24 protein-coding genes and 1 pseudogene are annotated in these 25853 nt (G+C 41.7%); 9 read left to right on the top strand and 16 right to left on the bottom strand.

Annotation, left to right across the window (positions count from 1 at the left end; genetic code table 11):
* Positions 1 to 3 precede the first annotated feature (3 nt).
* Genes L4D20_RS13005 through L4D20_RS12990 form a run of 4 tightly spaced genes read left to right on the top strand, consistent with a single transcriptional unit; the run spans position 4 to position 4958 of the window.
* Entirely contained in the window at positions 4 to 2859 is a 2856-nt protein-coding gene (locus L4D20_RS13005) for a formate dehydrogenase subunit alpha (RefSeq protein ID WP_428802020.1), read from the top strand.
* An 11-nt stretch (positions 2860 to 2870) separates the two neighbouring features.
* Entirely contained in the window at positions 2871 to 3479 is a 609-nt protein-coding gene (gene fdh3B / locus L4D20_RS13000; protein ID WP_428802019.1) for a formate dehydrogenase FDH3 subunit beta, read from the top strand.
* A gap of 14 nt (positions 3480 to 3493) precedes the next feature.
* Entirely contained in the window at positions 3494 to 4558 is a 1065-nt protein-coding gene (locus L4D20_RS12995; RefSeq protein WP_428802018.1) for a formate dehydrogenase subunit gamma, read from the top strand.
* The gene (locus tag L4D20_RS12990; RefSeq protein ID WP_428802017.1) at positions 4542 to 4958 is read left to right on the top strand and encodes a hypothetical protein; all 417 of its coding nucleotides are present in this window, start codon (positions 4542 to 4544) and stop codon (positions 4956 to 4958) included. The genes L4D20_RS12995 and L4D20_RS12990 overlap by 17 nt, the downstream gene beginning before the upstream one ends.
* An 87-nt stretch (positions 4959 to 5045) precedes the next feature.
* Here the strand turns inward: L4D20_RS12990 and L4D20_RS12985 are convergent, their stop codons facing one another.
* Together L4D20_RS12985 and L4D20_RS12980 are read right to left on the bottom strand one after the other, a co-directional pair.
* A complete protein-coding gene (locus L4D20_RS12985; protein WP_428802016.1) occupies positions 5046 to 6731 on the bottom strand; it encodes a methyl-accepting chemotaxis protein in 1686 nt (561 codons plus the stop codon).
* Positions 6732 to 6736: 5 nt separating this feature from the next.
* Positions 6737 to 7630, bottom strand: coding sequence for a carbonic anhydrase (locus L4D20_RS12980; RefSeq protein ID WP_428802015.1), 894 nt, complete (start codon positions 7628 to 7630; stop codon positions 6737 to 6739).
* Positions 7631 to 8018: 388 nt separating this feature from the next.
* Between L4D20_RS12980 and L4D20_RS12975 the strand changes: the two genes are divergently transcribed.
* Both L4D20_RS12975 and cobB read left to right on the top strand, forming a co-directional pair.
* A complete protein-coding gene (locus L4D20_RS12975) occupies positions 8019 to 9239 on the top strand; it encodes an ammonium transporter (protein ID WP_428802014.1) in 1221 nt (406 codons plus the stop codon).
* Positions 9240 to 9415: 176 nt separating this feature from the next.
* Positions 9416 to 10153 carry a Sir2 family NAD+-dependent deacetylase gene (gene cobB, locus L4D20_RS12970; protein ID WP_428802013.1) on the top strand — a complete coding sequence of 246 codons (738 nt, stop codon included), beginning with the start codon at positions 9416 to 9418 and terminating at the stop codon, positions 10151 to 10153.
* Positions 10154 to 10180: 27 nt separating this feature from the next.
* On the opposite strand, the gene L4D20_RS12965 is transcribed toward cobB, so the two are convergent.
* From L4D20_RS12965 to potA, 5 genes are all read right to left on the bottom strand, one after another.
* A complete protein-coding gene (locus L4D20_RS12965; protein WP_428802012.1) occupies positions 10181 to 10927 on the bottom strand; it encodes a GGDEF domain-containing protein in 747 nt (248 codons plus the stop codon).
* A gap of 114 nt (positions 10928 to 11041) precedes the next feature.
* Entirely contained in the window at positions 11042 to 12079 is a 1038-nt protein-coding gene (locus L4D20_RS12960) for an extracellular solute-binding protein (protein WP_428802011.1), read from the bottom strand.
* A gap of 182 nt (positions 12080 to 12261) precedes the next feature.
* Entirely contained in the window at positions 12262 to 13041 is a 780-nt protein-coding gene (gene potC, locus L4D20_RS12955) for a spermidine/putrescine ABC transporter permease PotC (protein WP_428802010.1), read from the bottom strand.
* Positions 13041 to 13898 carry a spermidine/putrescine ABC transporter permease PotB gene (potB, locus tag L4D20_RS12950; RefSeq protein ID WP_428802009.1) on the bottom strand — a complete coding sequence of 286 codons (858 nt, stop codon included), beginning with the start codon at positions 13896 to 13898 and terminating at the stop codon, positions 13041 to 13043. The genes potC and potB overlap by 1 nt, the downstream gene beginning before the upstream one ends.
* Complete coding sequence (gene potA, locus L4D20_RS12945; protein ID WP_428802008.1) at positions 13882 to 14997, bottom strand: spermidine/putrescine ABC transporter ATP-binding protein PotA; 1116 nt, start codon at positions 14995 to 14997, stop codon at positions 13882 to 13884. The genes potB and potA overlap by 17 nt, the downstream gene beginning before the upstream one ends.
* A 320-nt stretch (positions 14998 to 15317) precedes the next feature.
* On the opposite strand from potA, the gene L4D20_RS12940 reads away from it, so the two are divergent.
* From L4D20_RS12940 to L4D20_RS12930, 3 genes are read left to right on the top strand one after another with little or no spacing between them, the layout of a single operon-like run.
* On the top strand, positions 15318 to 16151 hold the full coding sequence (locus L4D20_RS12940; RefSeq protein ID WP_428802007.1) for a DUF2189 domain-containing protein: 834 nt from the start codon (positions 15318 to 15320) through the stop codon (positions 16149 to 16151).
* Positions 16144 to 16968 (top strand): glucosaminidase domain-containing protein, encoded by an 825-nt coding sequence (locus L4D20_RS12935; RefSeq protein WP_428802006.1) that lies wholly within the window; start codon positions 16144 to 16146, stop codon positions 16966 to 16968. Before L4D20_RS12940 ends, L4D20_RS12935 begins: the two co-directional genes overlap by 8 nt.
* A gap of 11 nt (positions 16969 to 16979) precedes the next feature.
* Positions 16980 to 17636, top strand: a complete 657-nt coding sequence (locus L4D20_RS12930) for a DUF2987 domain-containing protein (protein ID WP_428802005.1) — start codon at positions 16980 to 16982, stop codon at positions 17634 to 17636.
* Between the two features lie 108 nt (positions 17637 to 17744).
* On the opposite strand, the gene ttcA is transcribed toward L4D20_RS12930, so the two are convergent.
* The 9 genes and pseudogenes from ttcA to L4D20_RS12885 form a co-directional block, all read right to left on the bottom strand.
* Positions 17745 to 18680: a tRNA 2-thiocytidine(32) synthetase TtcA gene (gene ttcA / locus L4D20_RS12925; RefSeq protein ID WP_428802004.1), complete on the bottom strand. Its 936-nt coding sequence runs from the start codon at positions 18678 to 18680 to the stop codon at positions 17745 to 17747.
* 196 nt (positions 18681 to 18876) lie between these two features.
* Positions 18877 to 19824, bottom strand: coding sequence for a universal stress protein UspE (uspE, locus tag L4D20_RS12920; RefSeq protein WP_428802003.1), 948 nt, complete (start codon positions 19822 to 19824; stop codon positions 18877 to 18879).
* Between the two features lie 131 nt (positions 19825 to 19955).
* A complete protein-coding gene (gene fnr / locus L4D20_RS12915; RefSeq protein ID WP_428802002.1) occupies positions 19956 to 20705 on the bottom strand; it encodes a fumarate/nitrate reduction transcriptional regulator Fnr in 750 nt (249 codons plus the stop codon).
* Between the two features lie 88 nt (positions 20706 to 20793).
* Positions 20794 to 21468, bottom strand: a complete 675-nt coding sequence (locus L4D20_RS12910; protein WP_428802001.1) for a sulfite exporter TauE/SafE family protein — start codon at positions 21466 to 21468, stop codon at positions 20794 to 20796.
* Positions 21468 to 21662 carry a cbb3-type cytochrome oxidase assembly protein CcoS gene (ccoS, locus tag L4D20_RS12905; RefSeq protein ID WP_428802000.1) on the bottom strand — a complete coding sequence of 65 codons (195 nt, stop codon included), beginning with the start codon at positions 21660 to 21662 and terminating at the stop codon, positions 21468 to 21470. Before ccoS ends, L4D20_RS12910 begins: the two co-directional genes overlap by 1 nt.
* 65 nt (positions 21663 to 21727) lie before the next feature.
* Positions 21728 to 24091, bottom strand: a pseudogene (locus L4D20_RS12900) (heavy metal translocating P-type ATPase); the annotation flags it as partial.
* Positions 24092 to 24096: 5 nt separating this feature from the next.
* Entirely contained in the window at positions 24097 to 24576 is a 480-nt protein-coding gene (locus tag L4D20_RS12895) for a FixH family protein (protein ID WP_428801999.1), read from the bottom strand.
* A gap of 114 nt (positions 24577 to 24690) precedes the next feature.
* Positions 24691 to 25671, bottom strand: coding sequence for a cytochrome-c oxidase, cbb3-type subunit III (gene ccoP / locus L4D20_RS12890; RefSeq protein WP_428801998.1), 981 nt, complete (start codon positions 25669 to 25671; stop codon positions 24691 to 24693).
* Positions 25671 to 25844 (bottom strand): cbb3-type cytochrome oxidase subunit 3, encoded by a 174-nt coding sequence (locus tag L4D20_RS12885; protein WP_428801997.1) that lies wholly within the window; start codon positions 25842 to 25844, stop codon positions 25671 to 25673. The genes ccoP and L4D20_RS12885 overlap by 1 nt, the downstream gene beginning before the upstream one ends.
* Positions 25845 to 25853: the final 9 nt, after the last annotated feature.

Here is a 25853-nt window from a genome sequence, read left to right as displayed (position 1 = left end):
CTAATGAAACTAACAAAGCGCTCCGATAGCGTAACGAAAAAAGAGAATCAGTTTGGTGTTAGTCGCCGAGCCTTCATGAAAAACTCATCTTTAGCGGCTGGTGGCGCAGTTGCTGGTGCATCACTTTTTGTTCCGGGAATGATGAAAAAAGCCGAAGCGAAATCCGTTGATCCAGAAGCTAAAACTGAGATCAAACGTACTATATGTTCTCACTGTTCAGTAGGCTGTGGTATCTATGCCGAGGTTCAAAACGGTGTCTGGACAGGGCAAGAACCCGCTTTTGACCACCCGTTTAACCTTGGTGGTCACTGTGCTAAAGGCGCAGCCTTACGTGAGCATGGTCATGGCGAACGTCGTCTAAAATACCCAATGAAGCTTGAAAATGGTAAGTGGAAGAAGCTTTCTTGGGATCAAGCGATTGAAGAGATTGGCAACAAAACATTAGAGATCCGCAAAGAGTCAGGCCCAGATTCTGTTTATTGGCTAGGGAGTGCCAAGCACAACAACGAACAAGCGTATATGTTCCGTAAAATGGCATCGCTATGGGGAACCAACAATGTTGATCACCAGGCGCGAATTTGTCACTCAACTACAGTAGCCGGTGTTGCAAATACGTGGGGCTACGGTGCGATGACCAACTCCTTTAATGACATGCATAACTGTAAGTCGATGCTTTTCATAGGTTCAAACCCCGCAGAAGCTCACCCAGTCGCAATGCAACACATCTTAATCGCAAAAGAGAAGAACAACTGTAAGATTGTGGTCGCCGATCCTCGTCGCACTCGTACTGCTGCTAAAGCAGACCATTATGTTTCACTTCGTCCGGGCTCTGATGTTGCTTTCATTTGGGGCGTGTTGTGGCACGTATTTGAAAACAAATGGGAAGATAAAGAGTTCATTCGCCAACGTGTCTTTGGAATGGAAGAGGTTCAAGAAGAAGTCGCCAAGTGGACACCGGAAGAAGTTGAACGTGTAACCGGTATTTCTGAAGAAGAAGTTTACCAAACCGCTAAACTATTATCTGAAAATCGTCCGGGCTGTGTTGTTTGGTGTATGGGTGGTACTCAACATACAACGGGCAATAACAACACTCGTGCATACTGCATTCTAGAACTTGCACTTGGCAATATGGGCAAATCGGGTGGTGGCGCTAACATTTTCCGTGGTCACGATAACGTACAAGGTGCGACAGACTTAGGCGTTCTTTCTCATACGTTACCAGGCTATTACGGCTTGGCTGATGGTTCTTGGAAACATTGGGCTGGTATTTGGGACCTAGACCATCAATGGGTTAAAGATCGCTTCGATCAGAACAAATATCGCGGCAAGTTACCGATGAACAACATGGGTATTCCCGTATCCCGTTGGATTGATGGTGTACTTGAAGATAAAAGTAACATCGAGCAAAACGATAACATTCGCGCCATGTTTTACTGGGGTCATGCAGTAAACTCGCAAACTCGTGGTGTTGAAATGAAAACCGCGATGCAGAAGCTCGACATGATGGTCATTGTTGACCCATATCCAACCGTTGCGGCCGTAATGAACGACCGCACTGATGGGGTTTACCTACTACCGGCTACAACTCAATTCGAAACCACAGGATCGGTTACCGCATCTAATCGTTCACTCCAGTGGCGAGAGCAAGTGATCCCACCACTATTTGAATCTAAACCGGATCACGAAATCATGTACTTGCTCAGCAAGAAGCTTGGTTTCTCAGATCAATTGTTCAAGCACATCAAAGTTGAAAACAACCAACCTGTTATTGAAGACATAACCCGTGAATTTAATAAAGGGATGTGGACTATCGGTTACACAGGACAAAGCCCTGAACGTATCAAAGCGCATACGATGAACTGGCACACTTTCCATAAAACGTCACTAGAAGCAGAAGGTGGTCCAGTACATGGGGAAACCTACGGTCTACCTTGGCCGTGTTGGGGTACGCCTGAAATGAAACACCCAGGCACTCATATTCTTTACGATACATCAAAACCGGTGGCACAAGGTGGAGGTAACTTTAGAGCGCGCTTTGGCGTTGAGTTTGAAGGCAAAAGCTTGCTTGCTGAAGACAGTTACTCGAAAGATTGCGAACTACAAGATGGCTACCCTGAGTTTAGCGATAAGCTATTGAAACAACTTGGTTGGTGGGATGATCTTACCGAAACAGAAAAAGCCGCTGCTGAAGGTAAAAACTGGAAAACGGATGTATCTGGTGGAATTCAGCGCGTAGCAATCAAGCACGGTTGTATGCCGTTTGGTAATGCGAAAGCGCGTGCCATTGTATGGACGTTCCCAGATCGAGTTCCTCTACACAGAGAGCCTCTCTACACACCAAGACGTGACCTTGTCACTGATTATCCTACTTGGGATGACAGTGAATCAATCTATCGTCTACCAACAATGTACAAATCAATTCAAGATCAAGATAAGTCAAAAGAGTACCCAATCATTCTGACTTCTGGTCGTTTGGTTGAGTACGAAGGTGGCGGTGAAGAGACACGTTCTAACCCTTGGCTTGCTGAGCTTCAACAAGAGATGTTTGTAGAAGTTAACCCGAAAGATGCTAACGATCTTGGCTTTAAAGACGGTGATATGGTTTGGGTAGAAGGCGCAGAAAAAGGGCGTATACATGTTAAAGCCATGGTCACACGCCGAGTTAAACCGGGGCTTGCGTTTATTCCGTTCCACTTTGGCGGTAAATTCCAAGGTGAAGATTTACGTGACAAGTACCCAGAAGGCACTGACCCGTACGTAATTGGAGAATCCGCTAACATTGCGACTACATACGGTTATGACCCTGTGACGCAAATGCAGGAAACTAAAGTGACTCTTTGTAACATTCGTAAAGCTTAGGAGTAATAAAGATGGCTAATATGAAATTCCTTTGTGACACCAAGCGCTGCATCGAATGTAATGGTTGTGTCACTGCGTGTAAAAATGAAAATGACGATGCTTTAGAGTGGGGAATCCAACGTCGCCGCGTTGTTACCTTGAATGACGGTGAGCCGGGTGAAAACTCTATTTCTGTCGCGTGTATGCATTGTACTGATGCACCTTGTATGGCGGTATGTCCGGCAGACTGTTTTGAAAGAACGGAAGATGGGGTTGTTTTACACAATAAAGACCTCTGTATTGGTTGTGGATACTGTCTGTTTGCTTGCCCATTTGGTGCTCCACAATTCCCTAAACAGAGTGCGTTTGGTGAACGTGGCAAGATGGACAAATGTACTTTTTGTGCTGGCGGGCCAGAAACAGAAAGTGGTTCAGAAGAAGAGCGTCAGAAATACGGTGCAAACCGTATCGCTGAAGGCAAGCTACCTATGTGTGCGTCTCTTTGTTCTACCAAAGCGCTGATTGCAGGTGATGCTAACAAAGTCTCTGAGATCTTCCGTCAACGTGTCGTAGAGCGTGGCGCGAAAGACGCAGGTTGGACAAATGGCGAAGACCTAGCGTTTGATGCAACTAAAAGCTAATAATGGAGAGGGATATGTTCAAACGTTTTAAGCGTACCTCTCTTGTAGTGCTGTCGATAATGACAGCATTGCTTCTTAGCTTGTCTTCATCCGTTTACGCCGAGGACACGAGTAACAGTAATAATGCGAGGCCTAGTGTTTCTGAGCGAGAAATCACTCAGTTAGCAGGTGCGGATTTTTGGCGTCAAGTAAGGCAAGGGGAAGAAGGTTATACGACTTCTCAATCACCTGAGCACGGCGTATTGATCAGTACACCAGGTCAAACATGGTACATATTAAAAGAGAAGTGGATGTCTCCCGCTGGGGCCGTTGCTATTTTTGGTAGCATCTCAGTGGTTATCCTTGCTTATCTAATTGTTGGCCCTGTTATGTTGAGTAAGCCTCGTACAGGCAGAAAGATTAAGCGTTGGACTCGATTGGATAGAGCGCTTCACTGGAGTATGGCATTTACGTTTTTGACCCTAGCATTTAGTGGGCTCATGCTCGTTTATGGTAAGCACTTTCTAAAACCTTACGTGCCAACAGAGCTATGGGGCTTCGTCATCATGCTCGCCAAGCAATACCACAACTATTTAGGTCCTTTGTTTGGCGTGCTGCTTATACTGATTTTGTTTAAGTGGTGGCGAAAGTCTATCTTCAGTCGAGTCGATATTACATGGTTCATGAAATTAGGCGGAATGGTTGGAAAACATAAAGGTTCCCATCCTTCAGCAGAGTTCTCTAATGCGGGTGAAAAGGCGCTGTTTTGGTTATTGATTGTGGCAGGCTCAATCGCCGCATTCAGTGGCTTAGTTCTGGATTTCCCTATATTTGGCCAGACTCGTCGAGATATGGAGCTTTCTAACCTTGTTCACATGTTATCAGCACTGATTTTGATCTGTGGCTTTGTGTTCCATATCTATATCGGTCTTTTTGGTATGGAAGGAGCGCTGGAAGCGATGGTAACAGGCGAGGTTGATGAAACATGGGCCAAAGAACATCACGATATCTGGTATGAAGAAGTCATGTCTGAAAACGTAAAAGAGAGTTCAGTTGAAGAACATAGCAAGCAAGGGAGAAATAATGAACAAACATCATAACGGTATATGGTTTGCTTATATCGCTAGCTTGTTTACGCCGCTAACTTGCTTGCTCTCAGGTGTCGTTGCGATTGTCTATGCTGGGTACCGTTTAGATAAGGGGGAAGACTCTGAAGTCGTTAACTCTCACTACTATGGATTGATCCGGAGTTTCTTTCTAAACCTTACTTTCTTCGTCGTGTTGATCGTGACCATTGCTACGTCAAACGGTGTTTTAATTGGTATTAATGACTACTGGTATAAAAGCTCGATGCTCGACAGTATTGCTTACATTATTCCTATTGTTGGTATGGTGTTCGCCGCTTTAGCCATTGTCATTTGGTTCTATCGCATGTTTAAAGGGATGAAACAGCTCAAAGCGAATCTTCCTCATCAGCCAACGAAAGGCCCTAATCTGTAGTAAATGCTAGATGTCAAAAGAGAAGGGAGATCGTGCATATGATCTCCCTTTTTATTTATTAGGTTGTCCTTTGGATGCTGCTGCGGACTAAGTTTTGAATTCACCAAGTGCTGAGCTTAATGTATTACTTGCGTCAGAAAGCGAATCTATTAGTGACGATATATTGTTCACTGAGTCCATGTTATTAGACGCCATTTGGTCGATGCGATTTATCCTTTCACCGATACCTTCTAAAACGGATGTTTGTTCTTCGGCAGAACTTGCTATTTGATGATTTCTGTCATTAATCAAATCAACGGAGCTAACTAACGATTGAATCTGATCCATTGTTTCTCCGCCGGCGCTCACTCCTTCATTAGCGTGCGTAACACACTGAGATATGGACGTTGACACTTCACCACTAATTCGTTTGAAGTTATTGAGCATTTCTTCAATCTCACCCGTTGAATCTTGAGTTCGCTGCGCTAGGGTTCGCACTTCATCAGCAACTACCGCAAAACCTCGTCCTTGATCGCCAGCCCGAGCAGCCTCAATGGCCGCGTTAAGAGCAAGAAGGTTCGTCTGCTCTGCAATCCCTTTAATGACGTCAAGAACCGATACGATACTATTTGAGTCGGCCTCTAGCTGATTCACCAGTTTTTGAGTGCTGTTGATGGTTTCGTTAACTAATGAGAACTTACCTATCGCTTGTTCCATTGACTGGTTGGTGTTTACAACGATCTGCTTGGTCTTTGAGGTTTGATCAAGTGTATCACTAGTAAGAGTTGTCACTTCTCGAGCTGCAATACCGATTTCATTCAAGTTAGACGCCACTTCCTTTGTGTCGTTTGTTTGTTCTTGAACTGTCTCATTGGTTATCTGTATAAGATCATTAAGACTGTGAGACGTTGTATCTAATGTACCGTGAGCATTGGCTATGTCACCGACAACTCTTCGTAAACCATTTTGCATGTATTGAAGGTCTTCAACGATGTCTGCCACTTCATCTTTTGCCACCGTTTGAAATTGATGAGTCAAATCGCCCTTACTGAAGATTCGTATTGAATTTTGCGCAGAAGCGACAGAGGTCGCCAGCGAACGAATGGTCAAATAAGAGAATGGCAGCGATACCAGTAGCGTAATACACACCGTGATGATGAGGTTACGAACAAGTTGGTGCTCATACTCTTCAATTTTAATAACGTGATGAGCACTGACTTCTTCAATATTTTCTAGCAATCCGATTACTTCATGAGACAACTCAGAAGCCAGCGCTTCTACACCCGGCGTCATCAGTTCGGCTTCATGAACATTTCTGATCGCGAGTTCTTCGAGAAGTAGAACAGCTTGCTCTTGCCATTCAAAATGGTGCTGTCGAATTTTAACTAATAACGCATCGAATTTGTTCATTGCCTCAATAAGGAAGGGACTGATGTGATCAGATTGTCGGTGTTCAGACACAAAGTTTTCAAGGTCGACAAGGTTTTTCTCGGCTTGTGCACCGTAGGAAGTAAAATGTTCAATCGCGACCTGTTCTTCTTGAAACGCTTGGTCCTCAATATCGAGTAATAACATTGCACGATAAGCTTGTTCGAAAGCGATCTCTTGTTGCAATTGATGCTCTGTCAATTTTGTTGCTATCTCCGTCATGTGCATATCAATACTAGTAATACTATGCGTACCTTCTGCGACTTTATTGAGCCCTGAAATAGCGATATAGGAATTAATCAGCAGCATAATGACAAAGATGCCAACCAAAAACATAACTTTTTGTTTAATAGATAACTTATTCATCAAAATCACCTTGCTTGCATGAGTACGTTACGCCAGTTGAGCGCTTGTGTTGGCCGAGCATTCTCACCCATGATCTTCAAAAATTGTTCTTTTTGACTGTTAGATATTTCTAATACATCGCTCATGACAAACCACTTTACATCTTCGCTACAAGGAGGTGTCGTCAGGGAACCTTGATAGTGATAATAGGAGAGATCACTCACCATTAAATCGTTGGCAGATAGCATTGATGATTTTTCAACGTAACCCACTCGATTTGGCGCGTTATCAAGAAGAGCCTGAAAAGTTTTGTTTATACTTCCCGTTTTAAATAAAACACCAATGACTGCTAGCGCTCCGACAGAATTCTTATGAACGAAATGAACTTCTAGCGGGTAGTGCTCACCATCAATTGAATGTTCACTTGGAGAATGAAAATGAAATTGTGCTAAGTCATACTTCTGAGGGCCAAGCATCATATAGCTCGGGTAGTGCTTCTTACCGGCAATATCAATGACGTGATCCGCGGCTTGTACATTCTTATGCTTTTGGTCAAACATATTCATTTGTAGTGTGTGGCCATTATTTACAACATTCAAAGAATGATCACTATAAGAGAGTTGAAGAGGGTAATACGTACCCGATGAGCCAGTAATAATATCAATAGGCGATTGCTGCATACCTTCATTACACATAAAAAAGCTTGGGCTTAAAGTTCCCCATGTATTAGGACCGTTCTTTCCTTTATAACTCCAAGCTGTTTCATGACCTGATTCTGAATACGCCAAACTTGAGAATAATAAGAAGCTTCCTATTAGAAGAATTAGAGGGCATTTGGGCGTTGAGATTTTTATTTGCCTTATATTGATGTTCTGTTTAGCCACCCAATACCCTACATCCCAAATTGTGTTCATTTTCATACTGAACCTTTGTTATCGACCAGATAATAAATTGAGCATAGTGTCTAAGTGGTAAGTAGGCGAATTTATGAAGAAGGTTGAACTATGAATAGAGACGAATAAAACTAAATGGATGACTCTGCATATAACTGTTCATTTTGGTGCGTATGTATCAAGTTGGTGCATCAAAAACACCGTAAACAATTCCCGTGACAAATAGGAGTGTAATTAAGTCATTGATTTTTCACCTAGATTGATTTGAATCAAATCAATCTAGCGACCACTTTTCCTATGGCATGCTTGTTGCTCTACCACTCCTAAATAGTGACTAAATCATTCATTTAGTTCTAAATGGCCAATTTTTAGCACCAGAATGGTGCGTAACGAATGAGTAAGGAGAGCTCAACCTATGTCAGAATCCTCAAACCAAATCCAAGGTGTCGTTCAAGTTTTAACACAAAGCTCGGATACACTGTTTCTACTCCTTGGTGCCATAATGGTGTTTCTCATGCACGCTGGTTTTGCTTTCTTGGAAGTTGGTACTGTTCGTCGTAAAAACCAGGTTAACGCTTTAGTTAAGATATTGGCGGACTTTGGCATTTCTGCCATCGCCTATTTCTTCATCGGCTACTGGGTTGCTTACGGGGGACATTTCTTTTCAAGTGCAGAAACCCTTTCCCAAGGAAATGGTTATGAATTAGTTAAGTTTTTCTTTCTACTCACTTTTGCGGCAGCTATACCGGCCATTGTCTCTGGTGGCATTGCAGAACGAGCACGTTTTTACCCAATATTGATTGCAACCTTTTTGACTGTTGGTTTTGTATACCCATTTTTCGAAGGCATGATTTGGAACGGTAACTATGGCGTTCAAAATTGGTTTGATACGACTTTTGGTGCGCCTTTTCATGATTTTGCAGGCTCTGTTGTTGTGCACGGCGTTGGCGGATGGATAGCTTTAGTTGCCGTTATTTTCTTGGGAATGCGTAAAGGCCGTATTCGTGCAGGGAAGCATACTAACTTTGCGCCATCTAATATTCCTTTCCTTGCTTTAGGTGCATGGATCTTATGTGTCGGGTGGTTTGGTTTCAATGTAATGTCGGCTCAGTCATTAGATGGAATTAGTGGTTTAGTCGCGCTAAATTCGCTGATGGCGATGGTTGGCGGTATTATTGTCGCATTAATCGCTGGTAAGAATGACCCGGGCTTTATTCATAATGGTCCATTAGCCGGTTTAGTTGCCGTATGTGCAGGCTCTGACCTCATGCACCCAATTGGAGCGCTTGTAACGGGCGGTATTGCTGGTGGCCTCTTTGTGTATTTATTTACTTATTTGCAGAATAATACCAAAGTTGATGATGTACTAGGTGTGTGGCCTCTTCATGGTGTGTGTGGCGCGTGGGGTGGAGTTGCAGCAGGGATCTTTGGTCAGACAGTACTAGGTGGCCTTGGTGGTGTTAGCTTTACTGTTCAGCTACTAGGAACTGTTCTTGGCATTTTAGTTGCTGTTGCTGGCGCGGCTATCGTGTATGGAGCACTCAATAAGATTACTGGATTGAGGTTGTCTGAAGAAGATGAATTCAAAGGTGCTGATCTTGCTATTCATAAGATTTCTGCCGTCAATGAAGATTAATTTGTAGAACGAATACTTAGTTAAGAAAAGAGAAGCAATCGCTTCTCTTTTTTTGTCATGGTTCACATAACCCATAGTAAATTAAGGGAAATAATACTATGGTCTAATGCCATACTCTTCTGATGTAAAAAGATCAGTGTTAGGCTTAAATTAAGTCAGGGCTAAAAGGATATAGCATGCAGTTTCCTTATAAAAACATCGTAATTTTAACCGGCGCTGGAATTTCAGCAGAGTCAGGAATACAAACCTTTAGAGCTCAGGATGGACTTTGGGAAAACCATCGTATAGAAGATGTAGCGACGCCAGAAGGGTTCAACCGTGATCCTGATTTGGTTCAGGACTTCTATAATCAACGCCGTCATAAGTTACAGTCCGAAACCATTCAACCTAATGCTGCACACATTGCGTTAGGAAAGCTTGAAGCAGAGTTAGACGGTCAGGTTACCGTCATTACACAAAACATTGATAACCTTCATGAGCGTGGTGGTAGCCAAAATATAATTCACATGCACGGGGAATTATTGAAATCTCGTTGCAGTGAATCAAACCAAGTCATCGAGCATGCTGGCGATATCAATACAGGTGAACTTTGCCATTGCTGTCAAATCCCAGCTCAAATGCGACCTCACATTGTTTGGTTTGGCGAAATGCCGCTTAGAATGGGGGATATCTACTCCTCACTAGAAGAAGCAGACCTGTTCATATCAATTGGAACGTCCGGTGTTGTATACCCAGCCGCTGGCTTCGTTCATGATGCAAAAATGCATGGTGCTCATACGATAGAGATAAACTTAGAGCCGAGTGCGGTAGAGAGTGAGTTTGAAGAGAAAAGGTACGGTAAAGCAAGTATTGAAGTACCAAAGCTCATTGATGAATTACTAGGGGTTACGAGTCAAGATCGTCAACTAGCATAGAGTAAATGAGTTAACCACCATAAACTCTCAGTCAGCTTCGTTGCTCTGAGAGTTTTTCATTTTGTACATGGCCTTGTCTGCTCTGATCAATGCTTGCTCAAAGCCTTCTAGAGTTGTCGTTTCAGACCCATAGCTAAAGGTAATTGTCTCACCTTCTAAAATTTTATGAATGGAATCTACATAACGCTGGGTTCTTCCGACATCTGCAATCACGAGAAATTCATCACCTCCAAGTCGAAATACCTGTTCACCACTTTCTTTTGCGATAGTGAGAGCTTGGGAAAAGCGAATTAACAACAGATCACCAACAGCATGACCTTTGGAATCATTAACTTTTTTTAAGTTGTTAAGGTCAATATAAATAATGTCGAAACGTTGTTTATTAATTTCGGAAAGTTTCTTGCGGTTAAACAAGCCTGTAAGCTCATCAATAGAACTTTCATGGTGCACTTTTTTGATCATTCCGGTAATACCAAAAGCGATAAGCAAAAATGATACTTGAAGAATACCATCTTCTAAAAACGTATCGATAAACTCATACTCGTCAGCTAGCGTATCAAGTACTTTTATTTCAGTAACAACATCATAAATTTTATTAAAAACAAGTAATAAGATACCAAGTTGCAAGATTGGGTTTGATTGAATTGCTTTGCGAGAAACGAAGTAGATGTAGAGAGTGATAAACAGGGTGTTGCTTTCAAAGAGCAGATCATAGTGAGAATCAATTTCTATAAAATAGCTGACTATTTTCATAGAGATCGAAACTAGAAACATTAATGTAATTAGCGCTAGTACACTGCGGTACTTAATATCGTATCTAATTAGTTCACCATCTTATGTTAGAGGACATGAATGAAGCCGCTAAGGCTTTACTCATGTCCCTATATATTAGTTGCCTACTTTAAGGCGCTGGAAATAATCTTCGTATAACACGCTTGCCTCGCCAACCTCATCTTGCCATACACCTGAATCCATTATTTCTTGAGGAGGGAATATATTGGTGTCATTCGCAAACTCAGCAGGAAGCAAAGGGTAGGCAGCTTTAACTGGGGTTGGGTAGCCAATCTCTAATGCAATTTTAGCCGCATTTTCGGGGCGAAGAAGGAAATCAATCATCTGGTGTGCCGCGTCAACATTCTTAGCCCCAGAAGGGATGGCTAAGCTGTCCATCCAGAAGATAGCGCCTTGCTCTGGCCAAATAATATCAATTGAAGCGCCTTCTTCACGCGCCATATACGCAGAGCCATTCCAAAGCATGCCTAATGAAACTTCACCCGCAAGGTAAGGATTAGCAGGAAAATCAGAGTTAAACACCAAGACGTTTGGCATTAACTTGCGCAGTTCCTGATAAGCTTCTTCGATCTCTTTTGGATCGGTAGTATTTGGTGAATAACCTAATTTACTTAAAGCAATATGGAAGACTTCACGAGAGTCATCCATCAACATGAGTTGACCTTCCCATTTACTATCCCAGAAGTCTCCCCAATTACTAAGCGAAGAGCCATCAAGCATATCAGAGTTAACACCAATGCCAGTTGCACCCCAAATATATGGGATGGAGTAGGTGTTATCTGGATCAAAAGGTTTGTTTAAATAATTAGGATCTAGGCCAGAAAATTGTGTTAGCTTGCTCTTATCAATCTCTTGCAGCATATCTTCTTTGTGCATTTTTGACACAAAGTAAGTTGAAGGTACGACAAGATCGTAACCTGAGCCTTGTGTCTTTAACTTGGCATACATGCTTTCATTAGATTCGTAAGTTGAATAAATGACTTTAATCCCGGTCTCTTTTGTAAAGCTCGCTAAGACATCATTTGGGATATATTCAGACCAATTATAAAAATACAGCTCTTTGTTCTCAGCAAACGCTGAATGAGAGAATAAAGTTGCTGCAAATAACGTTGCGACACCTAATTTACTTTTCATGGTACTTCCAATTTTTGTAACAAGCTTAAGCTTGCATATCTATCTGATAAAAATATGACATAAGCATAGGAAAAAATTCGTATTTTTCAACTATATAACACCAATTTTTTAGTTTACTGTTTATCGACACGTGCATCATAACCCATCAAGAATCTTACGCAATATTGTGGTAAATAGTACGTTTACATTTTTTTGGATAATCTATCTTTACTAATGAACTGAGATAGCATTACCAAAGCCAATGAGACAATCAGCATAACGGTTGCTAAAGCGTTCACTTCAGGTGAAATACCAACTTTAACCATTGAGTAAATCTTTAGGGGTAATATTTCATATGCAGGCCCGGTAACAAACGAGCTGATAATAACATCGTCCAAAGAGAGGGTGAAACTCAATAACCAACCAGCGGCAATCGCGGGTTTAGCGATGGGCAAGATGATTTTCGTCAAAATGGTCCACTCACTTGCCCCAAGATCTTTCGCGGCTTCGAGCATTTTCACATCAAATCCTTTTAACCGGCTATAAACTGTGACGACAACAAAGGGCAAACAGAACGTGATATGCGCGATAAGCAATGTAAAGAAGCCAAGTTGGACACCAACGACCAAAAAGAGCGCTAAAAATGAGATGGCCATTACGATATCTGGTGACATCATTACGATAAATAGCATGCCATTAACCACTCGCTTGCCTTTAAATTGATAACGAAATAGTGCAACGGCAGTCAAACTGCCAATAACAACTGCGGCAGTCGCTGAGAAAACAGCAATATTGATAGAGTGCCACGCAGCCTGCATTAAGCTGTCATTATTCGCTAACGACTGATACCACTTAGTCGTAAACCCACCCCATTTCATACCAAATTTATTGCTGTTAAACGAATTCACGATTAGTACGATAATTGGCAGGTACAGGAATGCATAAACGAGTGTAATAAAGCTGAATTTAGTTAATCGTCCCATTAGTTAAGCTCCGAATTACGATTGAAGAGCTTTCCTGCTTTGTAGTATAGGAACAGTAGCATTGCCATTGCTGCGGTGAGTGCAATACTGGTCGCTGCACCAAAAGGCCAATCTCTAGCGTTAAGTACTTGGCTCTTAATAACATTACCAATGAGTAGGTTTTTAGCACCGCCTAGCAAATCTGCTACGTAAAACATGCCTAAAGCCGGAAGTAGAACCAATAAGCATCCACCAATAATCCCAGGCATTGTAAGGGGAAGGATAACTCGAATAAATGTCTGGAACTTGCTAGCACCTAAATCTTTTGCAGCTTCAATATACGACTTGTCCAATTTTTCGATTGTTGAGTAGAGCGGTAATATCATAAATGGCAACAGTACATAGACTAAGCCAATCATTACGGCTGATTCGGTATACATTATTCGAATCGGTTTCTCAATAATGTCTAATGCTAGAAGCCCTTTGTTCAAAACCCCTTGAGTACCAAGGACAATTTTGAGTCCGTACGTACGAATTAGAGAGTTAGTCCAAAAAGGAACGATGACTAGAAATAGCATCAAAGGCCGTGTTCTAGTTGGCATTTTTGTAATTAGGTAAGCAAATGGATAGCCAATAATCAAACAAATTAGAGTAGCGATGGTGGCCATGTAAAATGAGTGCCAAACAACTTTTACATATAACGGATCCATCAAGCGAATGTAGTTGTTGAACGTCAACGTGAACTCAATTAGATTCGATTCATCACGTGTCAAAAAGCTTGTAGCGATAATCATCAGGTTGGGTACAAGAACAAACAGCGTTAGCCAACCAATAATTGTCGCTAAAACTGTATTCTTAAAACTAAACAGTTTGAGCATCAGTGAGTACCACTTCCCATGTTTCAATCCATGTAATCGCGACTTTTTGACCTAAAGAGTGGTCGACATCGGGATCGTCTTCATTAAAGAATTCGCTGGTCATTACGCGCATGCCTGAAGGCAACTCAATAACAGAATCAAGCGTCATACCTTTGTATGTACGGTCAATCACATGGCCCATAATACCCATTTCGTCTGACTCTTTAATCTCGGTTACTTTCAAGTCTTCTGGTCGAAGCAATACATTCAACACTTCGCCAGGTTGAACTGGCTTACTGTAATGAATAACCGATTTTGATCCTTCAATGGTTACGAGTATTTTTTCTTCATCAATACGGGAGATAACCGTCGCTGTGAAATTATTAATTTCACCAATAAACTCGGCAACAAATAGGTTTTGGGGTTCTTCATAAATTTGTCTTGGCGTTCCATCTTGCTCAATCACACCGTCACGCATGACAATGATTCGGTCTGACATCGATAACGCTTCTTCTTGATCATGAGTAACGAAGATGAATGTAATACCTAGTTTGCGTTGTAGCTGTTTAAGCTCGATTTGCATCTGCTTACGCAATTTATAATCAAGAGCTGATAATGATTCATCAAGGAGAAGAACTTTTGGTTTGTTCACAACAGCACGAGCAATTGCAACTCGCTGCTGTTGACCTCCAGAAAGCTGATCAGGCATACGGTTAGAGTACTCTTGCAAGCGAACCATCTTCAGAGCATCCAACACCCGATCTTTAATCTCGTCCTTGGCTACTTTTTGCATACGCAAACCAAATGCGACGTTTTCAAAAATTGTCATGTGGGGAAATAAAGCGTAGCTTTGAAAAACTGTATTTACATGCCTTTGTTCTGCAGGCGTGTTGGTGATATCAACACTGTCTAAAACAATAGCGCCTAAATCTGCTTGCTCAAATCCAGCAATCAGTCTTAGTACTGTTGTTTTTCCACAGCCAGAAGGACCTAAAATAGTCAAAAACTCACCATGGTTTACATCAATGGAGAGGTCATTGATTACCTGTTTACCATCAAAGCTTTTACTAATCGCAGATAATTGAATAATTGATTTTGTATTGATCGTTGGTGTATTCAAAGTTTCTGCTCTTCTTGTTGATGAGTTGGCTGTCTTTCATTCGAGTGTAATACAAGATCGAATAATGGGCGGATGATAATCATCAATACAGTGAATTTAAAGTGTTTTTACATTGAATTTACGTAATTTCTTATTAGTTACCGCACCAGTTTGAAAAATACAGCATGACAAGTGACTAAATTGAAGAATAATCATACGAATATGTAAGAAAGTTAAGATAAACAACAGATCAGATTTTCGAATATATGCCATTTAAGTATAATGCGGCTACTTTTCATTAATAAGTAATTTAGAGCAATCGATATTGCTACGGACAAAGAATGAATAACGATATTGAAAAAGACTTCAACCTCGGTGGCAGTGTAGAAAAAGCCCTGTCAGGCAATTACGAATTAAAAGTAGGAGAGGTTTTAAAAGAAGCAGGCAGCATTACAGTTAAGCACTTTCTCTCTTTCTCACCCGCTGTGATGATTCTACTGTTTGTGCAGCTTGCAATCTTCTATATTGCACTGAAACTGCAGCTAGGCGATCCATCGGTAATATTGACGGTCCTCGACAATCCAGAAGGCTTTAACCAATCGATGGTGCAAGCTATATTCGTTGCAAACTTTAGCTACGAAGTCGTCAGCGCCCCAATCTTTGCCGGGATTAGTTTAATGGCGATGAGCCATACAGCAGGGCTTAATACAAAACTACGCCATATTGGTAAAGGGTTGCAGTTCACCGTTCCTGTTATTATCGCCACGCTTATTGGCCTTGTACTTCAAGGAATTGCGGGTGCCGTACTGCCATTTGTATCTTTATACTTATCTTTGGCTTTTAGTAACTCAATCCTACTTGTCTGTGAAAAGCGCGTATCACCACTGCAATCGTTATGGATGTCGTTACGTGCCGTCAATAAGAAGATATTCACTATTGCAGTGATCTATTTTGCGGTAACGATGATGTTTATTGCCGCTGCAATGTTCTACGGAATTGGATTGATCTTTGTCTTGCCATTTTTCTTCCACGTGAAAGGCATTATCTATCGCAATATGTTCGGCATTAAACTGAAGATTGTTGCATCAGACAAATCTGATGATGACACACCTAGTGACGATGATACTCCTAGCAATGATGACCACGATAAAGATTCTAAGGTGTTCAATGCGTAATAACCTTATATTTTTAGCGATCACATTTGGTTTGTTGGCTGGCGCAATTGTTTGGAAAAACAATCAATCAACATCAGAAATTGAAATTGAAGTTGTCGAAGAAGATGAACAGCGTGAAATCATTGTTGCTGCAAAGAACATTAGTGACGCACCAGACTTTTCGTTAATCACCGATATACAAGAGAAGAAAAGCACATTCTTTGATTACTTGAAGCCAGGAGTTGCATTAGAAAATGCTCGCATCATTAAAGAGCGTTCAAGGCTTGAGAAAATTCAAACGCGTTTTGAGTCTGGAGAGTTAACTTCAGAAGACACATCTTACGCTAAGCGCCTTGGTGATTTATATCATGCAGACCTTTCATCTGAGGGGGTCACTGAACAGTGGCTAGACAGGATGTTTCATCGTGTCGATGTATTACCAGAAGCGTTAGTACTGACGCAAGCGGCAAAAGAATCAGGTTGGGGCACATCTCGATTTGCAACTAAAGCAAATAACTATTTTGGTCAGTGGTGTTATAGTGCTGGATGCGGTGTTGTTCCAGAGCATCGAACAGACGGAATGACACATGAAGTCGCTAAGTTTAGTTCTGTTCAAGAGTCTATTCATCGTTATTTTATGAACGTAAACCGCAATAGAGCTTACCAAGAACTAAGAGATATTCGCTTTGAACTTCACTCCAATAATCAAGATCTGTTAGCAATAGAAACGGCTCTTGAACTTACTAACGGTTTAATTCGCTACTCTGAGCGTGGCGAACCGTACGTATTAGAGTTACAAAGTATGATTCGATTTAACCAACCATTCTGGTCTAAATAATAAGAAGTTATATGAAGAAATTATCGTCGCTATTATTAGCCACTACAGTACTGATTTCAGCTTTCCCTCTGTCAGCTGAAGAGTATAGATTCACATATTCAAAACTCTACAGCCAAATGAAAAATAACCTTAGTGAAGGGCACGATGACGTAAAGGTAGGTTTTTTCTTTATCAATCAAGAAACGCGTCAGTTGTGCAACATTGAGAAAGCGTGGATGGAAAAAGAAGAGCATTATGAAGAGTTAAAAGTCGCATCTAATCGCGAACTTTTAGTTCCTCTTGACGAGAACTTACGTGGTGCTAATCCTCTTGTGTATGTTCATACACAGAACGACATGCAATGTGATTTTTCAATGGTTGTGACGACTAAAGAGCCACTGAGCAATGTCGTCAGCTATGAGCAGATCGCTAAATATGTTCCACAAATGAAAACTCTTCTCGATGACTTAGGCGGCATGTTCTCGAGCTGGTTCTCACCAGATGTGGAAGGTGTAACTCTTGAGTTTGGTGACCGCCTGAACGCTAATATCGAATTATCTCAAGGTGGCTTAATTCCAATTGAGAATGGCGTAGCTACCGTTTTATTAAGTGATATTGGTCTGGGTGGTGAGATGACACTCCCTCAGGAAACCGTTAGGGTTTTACCTTATATCCCTAAAGCAAATTAATACAACTTCTATTTTGTAATATACCAGATCCAAAAGAGCCGCTATTAGCGGCTCTTTTCTATTTAGTTCGCTGCTGCATTAGACGACAACACTTCCAACCAAACAGCTTTAGTCAATATTGGTCACATCCAAAGCTAAACTAGGATCGAATTCAGTAACGATGTCTTCACCTACTGGCGTAATAACTGGCATCTCAGGCTTGTCGAAGCCAATATCGCCACCATTAATAACGCCAGAATCACGATCAATAGATTTAAAATCAAACAAATTATGATCAGCTAGGTGACTAGGCACAACATTTTGCATAGCGGTAAACATGGTTTCGATTCTTCCTGGGAACTGTTGGTCCCAAGTGTTGAGCATCTGCTTAATATTCTGACGCTGCAAGTTTGGCTGAGAGCCGCATAGATTACACGGAATGATTGGGTAATCAGTCATCTCAGAGTATTTAATGATGTCTTTTTCACGACAGTAAGCAAGTGGTCGAATAACGACATGTTCACCGTTATCAGAAACCAGCTTAGGCGGCATTGATTTTAGCTTTCCACCATGGAACATATTTAGAAACAGGGTCTCAATAATGTCATCACGGTGATGGCCTAAAGCTATCTTGGTCGCGCCTAGCTCTTTTGCCGTTTTGTATAAAATACCACGGCGTAACCTTGAACAAAGTGAGCAAGTTGTTTTGCCTTCTGGAATTTTGTCTTGAACAATAGAGTAGGTGTCTTCTTCTACAATTTTATGTTCAACACCAAGGCTCTCTAGGTATTCAGGTAGAATGTGGCTAGGGAATCCTGGTTGCTTTTGGTCTAAGTTAACCGCAATCAACTCAAATTTAACTGGCGCAACTTTTTGCAAACCCATTAAAATATCAAGCATAGTAAAGCTATCTTTGCCGCCTGATAAACAAACCATAATTCGGTCGCCATCTTCAATCATATTAAAGTCAGCAATCGCTTGTCCTGTATTTCTACGGATACGCTTTTCTAGTTTGTTGAAAATATGTTGTTGAGCTTTTGTACGCTCTTGGGTCTGCTCAGTCATCTGCTGCTAGATCTCAAAACCAAAATGAAGTGCGTATCATACGTATAAATCACCCAGATGCTAGTGATTCTGTGTATTTGAATATTAAAAAGCCCCTTGATATTCGTGAGTCGAACTCAAATCAAGGGGCTAGGGTAGATCAAACATTGGTCTGTTTGTTTTGTCTCCTCTACACGAGAGTAATAGCGACGTTAGGCTAAACCGCTGTATTTGGGTCAAGCGGGCTAACATACCCGTGTGGTTTTAGCGCTAATACATCACAGTTAATCTTATCAATCACGTGTTCAGCAGTATTACCAATAAAGACCGCTGATAATCCAGTACGCCCTGTCGTACCAAGAATAACCATGGCAGCGTTCAGCTTAGTTGCAGCCTCTGGAATCACATCCTCAGGCAAGCCTTGTTCAACAATTGTCTGCTCTTCGTCAAACGAATGTTTCTGGCGCAAAGCCTTCATGGAAGTTAGGTGGTGTCCACGGACAGCGTCAGTGTATGTTGTTGGGTCAAACTCTGGTAACTCAATGGTTATGTTAGCAGGTGTCACTGGATACGCATTTACAAGATACGAGTTAGCATCCAGTCTTTCAGATAAGCTATTTAACTGTTTAACCATTCGATCGTTTAAGTCACTGTGAGTGTCACTTTCAGAGCCTACATGAACAGAGGCAATGATATTTGCATCCTTTGGCCAAAATTCACTTTTGACCAATAAAACTGGGGAAGGGGACTTTCTTAATAGATGCCAATCTGTCGGAGTAAAGATAACCGACTCAAGCACATCATGTGTCCGAGTACCTTTCACTAAAAGATCATGAGAACCAGCAAACACTTCTCCGATAATGGCTTCATAAGGTCGGTTGTGCCAAACGACTTTAATTTCAAATTCCACATCGTTGTTTAAATACGGCTCGGCGACTTTTTTCATCCACTGCTCACGCTGATGGATAACTCCCTTCCTCATTGCGTCTCTTTCATCCATTGAAAGCATTGAGGTCATATCGTATGAAAAGTCATAGATTGAAAGAAAGAACATGATGTGGCTAGTTGATTTGCTTTTGGACGCCAACTTCATAGCTCTAGCTAGAGCAGGCTGTTGATCATTATTAATATCAGCAACGACCAAGATCTTGTTATAAATACTCATACGCGCACCTTAAAATGGTTAGGGCTATATACCTAATGTAGCGCAGATAAGAGAAGAAGTATGAGAAAAAAGAGAGGAAAGGTGGTGGAAGTATGATGTAGCTCATTAACGAGCTACATCATTGAAGTTACTTATGATTCTGTTGATACACCAGCAAGTTTCATGAGTGCATCGTGATCGACGATCGTGATGTATTTACCTTTAACACACAATATTTCAGACTTTTGAAAACGCCCCAATAAACGGCTGATTGTTTCAACAGTCAGACCTAGGTAGTTGCCAATATCACCGCGAGTCATCGTTAGGCGAAACTCTCTTGGGCTGAAGCCTCGTTGAGAGAAGCGAGTAGATAAATTATAAAGAAAAGCAGCTAGACGTTCTTCAGCATTCTTTTTAGAAAGCAAAAGGATCATCTCTTGATCGCCTTTAATTTCGTTACTCATCAAACGCATAATTTGTTGACGTAACTTAGGCATTTTGCCAGATAAATCATCTAAAATTTCATAAGGAATTTCACAAACCATTGACGTTTCAAGGGCTTGTGCAAAACTAGGGTGACAATCGTCAGTAATAGCATCAAAACCAACTAGGTCACCGGCTAAGTGAAATGCAGTAATCTGCTCGTCACCTTGCTCTGTAATAGTGTAGCTTTTGATTGTACCTGAACGAATAGCGTACAGTGATTTGAGTTCATCACCCGCTTTAAAAAGTTCTTGGCTTTTTTGAATAGGTTTTTTTCTTTCAATGATATGGTCGAGCTGATCTAGCTCAGATTCGCTTAATGTAAATGGGATACACAGCTGGCTAATACTGCAATCTTGACAGTGGATCGCGCAACCGCCGGATGAAATGCGACTTGTACCTGGCTTTTCAGAAATCATAACAACCTTTCACAATTTGATATACATCAATATTTTACCACCGCTTAACACTAAAGGGTAGTTTTAAAAATCAAACTAAATCACGCATTTATAAACTAAATGATAAAAGTATTAACGCGCTGTATGCGGTATAAACGCCATAAGCAAGAATACAGCTGGCCCCAATAGATCGAAATAGTGCGGATTGCTGTATCTTTTTTAAGTGCGTGGCACTATACCCAATTAACAGCATGGCAGGAAGTGTGCCAAGCCCAAAACAAAGCATAATGAGAGCTCCGTTTACAGCACTTCCCGATACTGCTGCCCAGGTCAAAATAGAGTAGACCAAACCACAAGGTAGCCAACCCCAAACAAAACCAAACGGCAAAGCATAAAATGGTTTTTTAAGTGGTAGTAAAGATTGTCCTACAGGGGACAGGTATTTCCAAAATCGCTGGCCTATCTTTTCAAAAGCGAGCAATCCAAACCACCATCGACCGACATACAGAGCTAAGATGATCATAAAAATGGCAGCAACTAAGCGCAACCAAGCAAGTGCTTGGTTAAGTTGAGTGAACTCAATAAGGGTTGAGACGGCGCTACCAATAATAGCGCCAATAGTGGCATAACTAAGTAATCGGCCAAAGTTGTAATAAATAGGGATCATCCGAGAGCCTTGGTGTTGCCCTATGCTTAACGCAGAAGCAAGACCCCCACACATTCCCATGCAATGGCCCGCACCAATAAGCCCAATAAAAAATGCACCGAGCCAATCAATAGACATTATTCTTCGTCCTGTTTTTTCTCTTCTTTGATAGTCGTCTTATTACTTTCAGGTGTGTCATCATCAAAGAGAATGTTGTGACCTTGACGCTCTAAGTCTTCAAATTGATCACTTTTAACTGCCCATAAAAAGACGGCTATAGCGATACAAACAAGGACTATCGCAATCGGGATTAGAATATATAAACTTTCCATTATCTCAGGTGCTCTTTTGGTAACGGTCGTTCTTTAAGTGACCTTTGATCTTTTCGAGCCTGTTCTTGCTCTTTAAGTAATCGCAGCGAATTTGACACAACGATGATAGAACTTGCAGACATACCAAAAGCGGCAATATAAGGCGCAACCAAACCAGCCATGGCTAATGGGAGTATCAACATGTTGTAGCCGAGTGACCACGCTAGATTCTCACGAATGATTTTGCGAGTTCTCAGTGCAAGCTCTCGTGCCTCTAAAAGTCTATCTAATCGATCACCGAGTAATACCATATCAGAAGAAGCTTTAGCAACATCAGTGCCTCCACCCATTGCTACTGATATATGAGCACCTGCTAGGGTAGGAGCATCGTTAATACCATCACCGACCATCATTGTTATATCGTCGTTAACTTGATTAAGGTAGTTGAGCTTATCTTGTGGCTTAGCAGACGCAATAACTGTTTCGATACCAATTTTCTTCGCAACTGTATCGGCATTTTGCTGAGTATCACCGGTGAGAAGTGTTACTTTAATACCTGCTTCTTTAAAACGCTGTATAAAAGCTGCGCTCTCTTTTCGAATAGGGTCGTTATAAGTAAATGTGGCGATATGAACATCATTGAGAGACAAATAAATACTGTTCGTTTTCGCTATATTTGAATCGCCTAATACAAAGTCAGCACTGCCAATTTTAACTGTTTGATCTAAGTAAACACCTAAAATCCCAGAACCAATAACGTTCTCTACGTCGACAACACTTACCGATACAGATGGCTCAAACTGATTAAAAGCTCGAGCAATAGGATGGTTAGCATGAGACTCAAGCTCGATAGCCAATGCTATACACGTATCTCGGTTTGTATGGGAGACAATATCAACCTCACTGATCTCGACATTACCAGACGTCAACGTCCCAGTTTTATCAACGATAAGGTGATTAACCTTACATAAGGTTTCGAATACGTGGTTCTTTCTCAGTAGAATACCAAAATTGCTCATTCTCGACGTTGCACAAGTAAGAGCGGTTGGTGTGGCTAATGAGAGAGCACAGGGGCAGGTAGCAACGAGAACTGAAAGCATAATCCAGAATGCGTCATCAGGCCGGGTTCCTTGCCAGTAATACCAAGTACTAGCCGCAATTACTAAGGATACAGCTACAAAATAACGAGCAACGATATCAGCGAGTTTCGCGATTGCGGGTTTTGCTAATTCAGCTTCATCTTGAAGACGGACAATATTTGAGATGACCGAATCCGCTTTTGAAGCTGTCACTTGCAATTCAAATGAGTCGTCACCGTTTATCGTTCCAGCAAAGACAGTGTCACCTTGAATTCTGACCACAGGTAATGGTTCGCCAGTGAGCATAGATTCATCAATGTGAACCCTTCCTACACTAATCACGCCATCCGCTGGAATATGTTCTCCTGGCAATACTCGAATTCGATCGCCGACCTTAAGAGAGTTCACTGGGATCTGCTCGCCTTCTAGGGTCGTAGCCACTGCTGGTATTAACTTTAAAAGATTCCCGCTAGCTGCGGCTGCTTTTCGTCTCGCCCGCATCTCTAGGAAACGACCAATTAACAAGAAGAAGGTAAACATTGAAATAGATTCAAAGAAAACTTCACCTTGTTCGGTAACAGTAGCAACTACGCTGGCAACGTAGGCAAAAATTAGAGCAATAGAGACGGGGACATCCATTCCCAATGTTCGTCCACGGATACTACGCCAAGCATTCATATAAAATGGCAGGGCCGAATACACTAATACTGGCGTTGCGAAGATCAAACTTACCCAACGGAAATAGTTTTTGAATTCAGGCTCTAAATCACCAAAGACTTCCAAATACAGTGCAACTGCGAGCATCATAACTTGCATCGTGGCAATGCCAGCGATACCCAATCTATAGAGGTATTGCTTCATTGCATGATGATAAGAGGCTTCATGCTTATCGGCTTCAAAAGGGGCAGCTTTGTACCCTAGGTTATGAATTTTAGAGAGTAGTTCGCTCAGCTTAATTTGAGATTTATCCCAAACAAGCAGGGCTCGGTTAGTTGTAGTGTTCACTCGTATCGACTGAACACCTTTAACCTTACTTAAATGTTTCTCAATCAGCCAAGCACATGCTGCGCAAGACACACCGTCAACAGAGAGCGTCACCTCTGAGCTATTCTCGGTATGTCGCACAAACTCAGATTGAACCTCATCATTGTCATAATGTATGAGGGTCAATAGTTGCTCAGGAACTAAATCAACTTTGTCAGCGGGGGCGGTTCGGTATTGATAATAAGAGATCAATCCACTATCAACGATAGTTTGTGCGACGGTCTCACAACCAGGGCAACACATTGAACGAATTTCTTCTAAAATCTCTACCTTAAAATCCGTGTTGGCTGGTACATCTTCACCACAGTGATAACACGATTTGCACATAATAATTAGTTCGACAGTTTAATTGATTGTTCCGTAGGAAATTCGATGCGACCTTGAATCAGCCAATGCTCGTCATGTGGGGTCAGTTCAAGAAACCACGGTCCTTGAAGTTCACTCTCAAGAGTAACTCTATATTGGCCTAACGCATCCGACGTAACAAGCTCAGTGAAATCACGATCAGGAAGTGTACGATGAGCGAACATAGCTGTGATCGCAGGGTAGTGAGCCAGTTCTCCTTTATCTAGCTGAATTACTACAGCGTTACCTTCTGAGCGAACTGTCGCTTTAAGCCCTAGCTCTTTAGCAACGTTGACTCGAGAGATATCGATGTTTATACCTTTCCCTTTCTTGTAGTAGTCTTCAGTTACTAGGTGAACCGAATGATTGGTAAGTATGGCGACTCGAACCAATGTTAGCATAGAAACGCCAACGGTTAGGAAGAGTAAAAACCAGGGCCAAAACTGCTTATACCAAGGCTGTTCCATATAATGACTCTCAATATACAATGAAATAAAACTAATGAATTACAAATACTTAACGTATTTACTTTAAAAGAAAAGCAGCCCCTAATAAAGGGGCTGTTATTGAAATGTTACTTATTATTTTTGCTCGGTGTTGCTTAGCCCCCAAACGTAGGCTGAGACAAGTTGAACCTTATCCTCACCTAGAATGTTTTCCCAAGCAGGCATGACACCAGAGCGGCCATACATAACCGTTTCCGTTACGTCTGCACGTGAACCACCAAACAACCAGCTTTGGTCTGTCAAGTCAGGAGCGCCGACAGCAGGGTTACCCTTACCATCGGTTCCATGACATGCAGCACAAACTACGAATCGAGCTTTACCAGCGGCAGCTTCGCGAGCATTAACAGAACGTCCAGAAAGACTAAGAGTGTATGTTACAACTTCAGCAACACCATCTTCACCTAAGGCATCTTTCCACCCTGGCATTTGACCAACACGCCCATGCATAACTGATGTTACGATCGCTTCTGGTTCACCACCATATAGCCAAGCGTTATCAGTTAGGTTAGGGAAGCCTTTTTGACCACGTGCATCTGAACCATGACACTGTGAACAATTTTGTAAGAACAAACGTTGTCCAACTTTAACGGCTTCTTCATCTGCAGCGATCTCTTCGATTGCGCGTAAATCCGTGCCGTTTGCATCATAAGCAAGGCTCTTAAATGCTTCACCAAAATAGGTGTCTGCGTCATCAAGTTCTTTTGCATATTGGTCGAGTTGCTTGTTAGCTTGCGAAGCCGCAATTGACGCACGAGACTCTTCCATTGAACGAACAGTTTGATCTGAACTTGTCCAACCAAGAACACCTTTGAAGTTGCCTAAACCCGGATAAAGCGCGAAATAGACAACTGCAAAAACAAGCGTGCTAACAAATAGGTATGACCACCATTTTGGTAGTGGGTTGTTTAGCTCACGAATACCATCGTATTCATGGCCCATATCTTGACCTTCTTCGATGCCAGTTTTGTCGTTAGAACACCAGCGAAGCAGGGCAGCACAACCAATCAAGGTACCAATAGTGATTACAGTTACAAAAATACTCCAGAATGTACTCATTACTTGGTCACTCCTTGACTAGTAGTTTTTGCCGGAATTTCGTCATCAAAAACCAAATTCGCATCTTCATCGAAGCGAGACTTACGGTCTTTACCGTATGCCCACCACACGATACCAATGAAACAAGCAAAAACGGTAACAGTCCAAATACTTTGAAAAGTAATAATATCCATAATTAAGCC

The organism is Vibrio kyushuensis (assembly GCF_050337325.1).
In the GTDB taxonomy this organism is placed as follows: domain Bacteria; phylum Pseudomonadota; class Gammaproteobacteria; order Enterobacterales; family Vibrionaceae; genus Vibrio; species Vibrio kyushuensis.
This window is presented reverse-complemented; position numbering and strand designations above follow the sequence as displayed.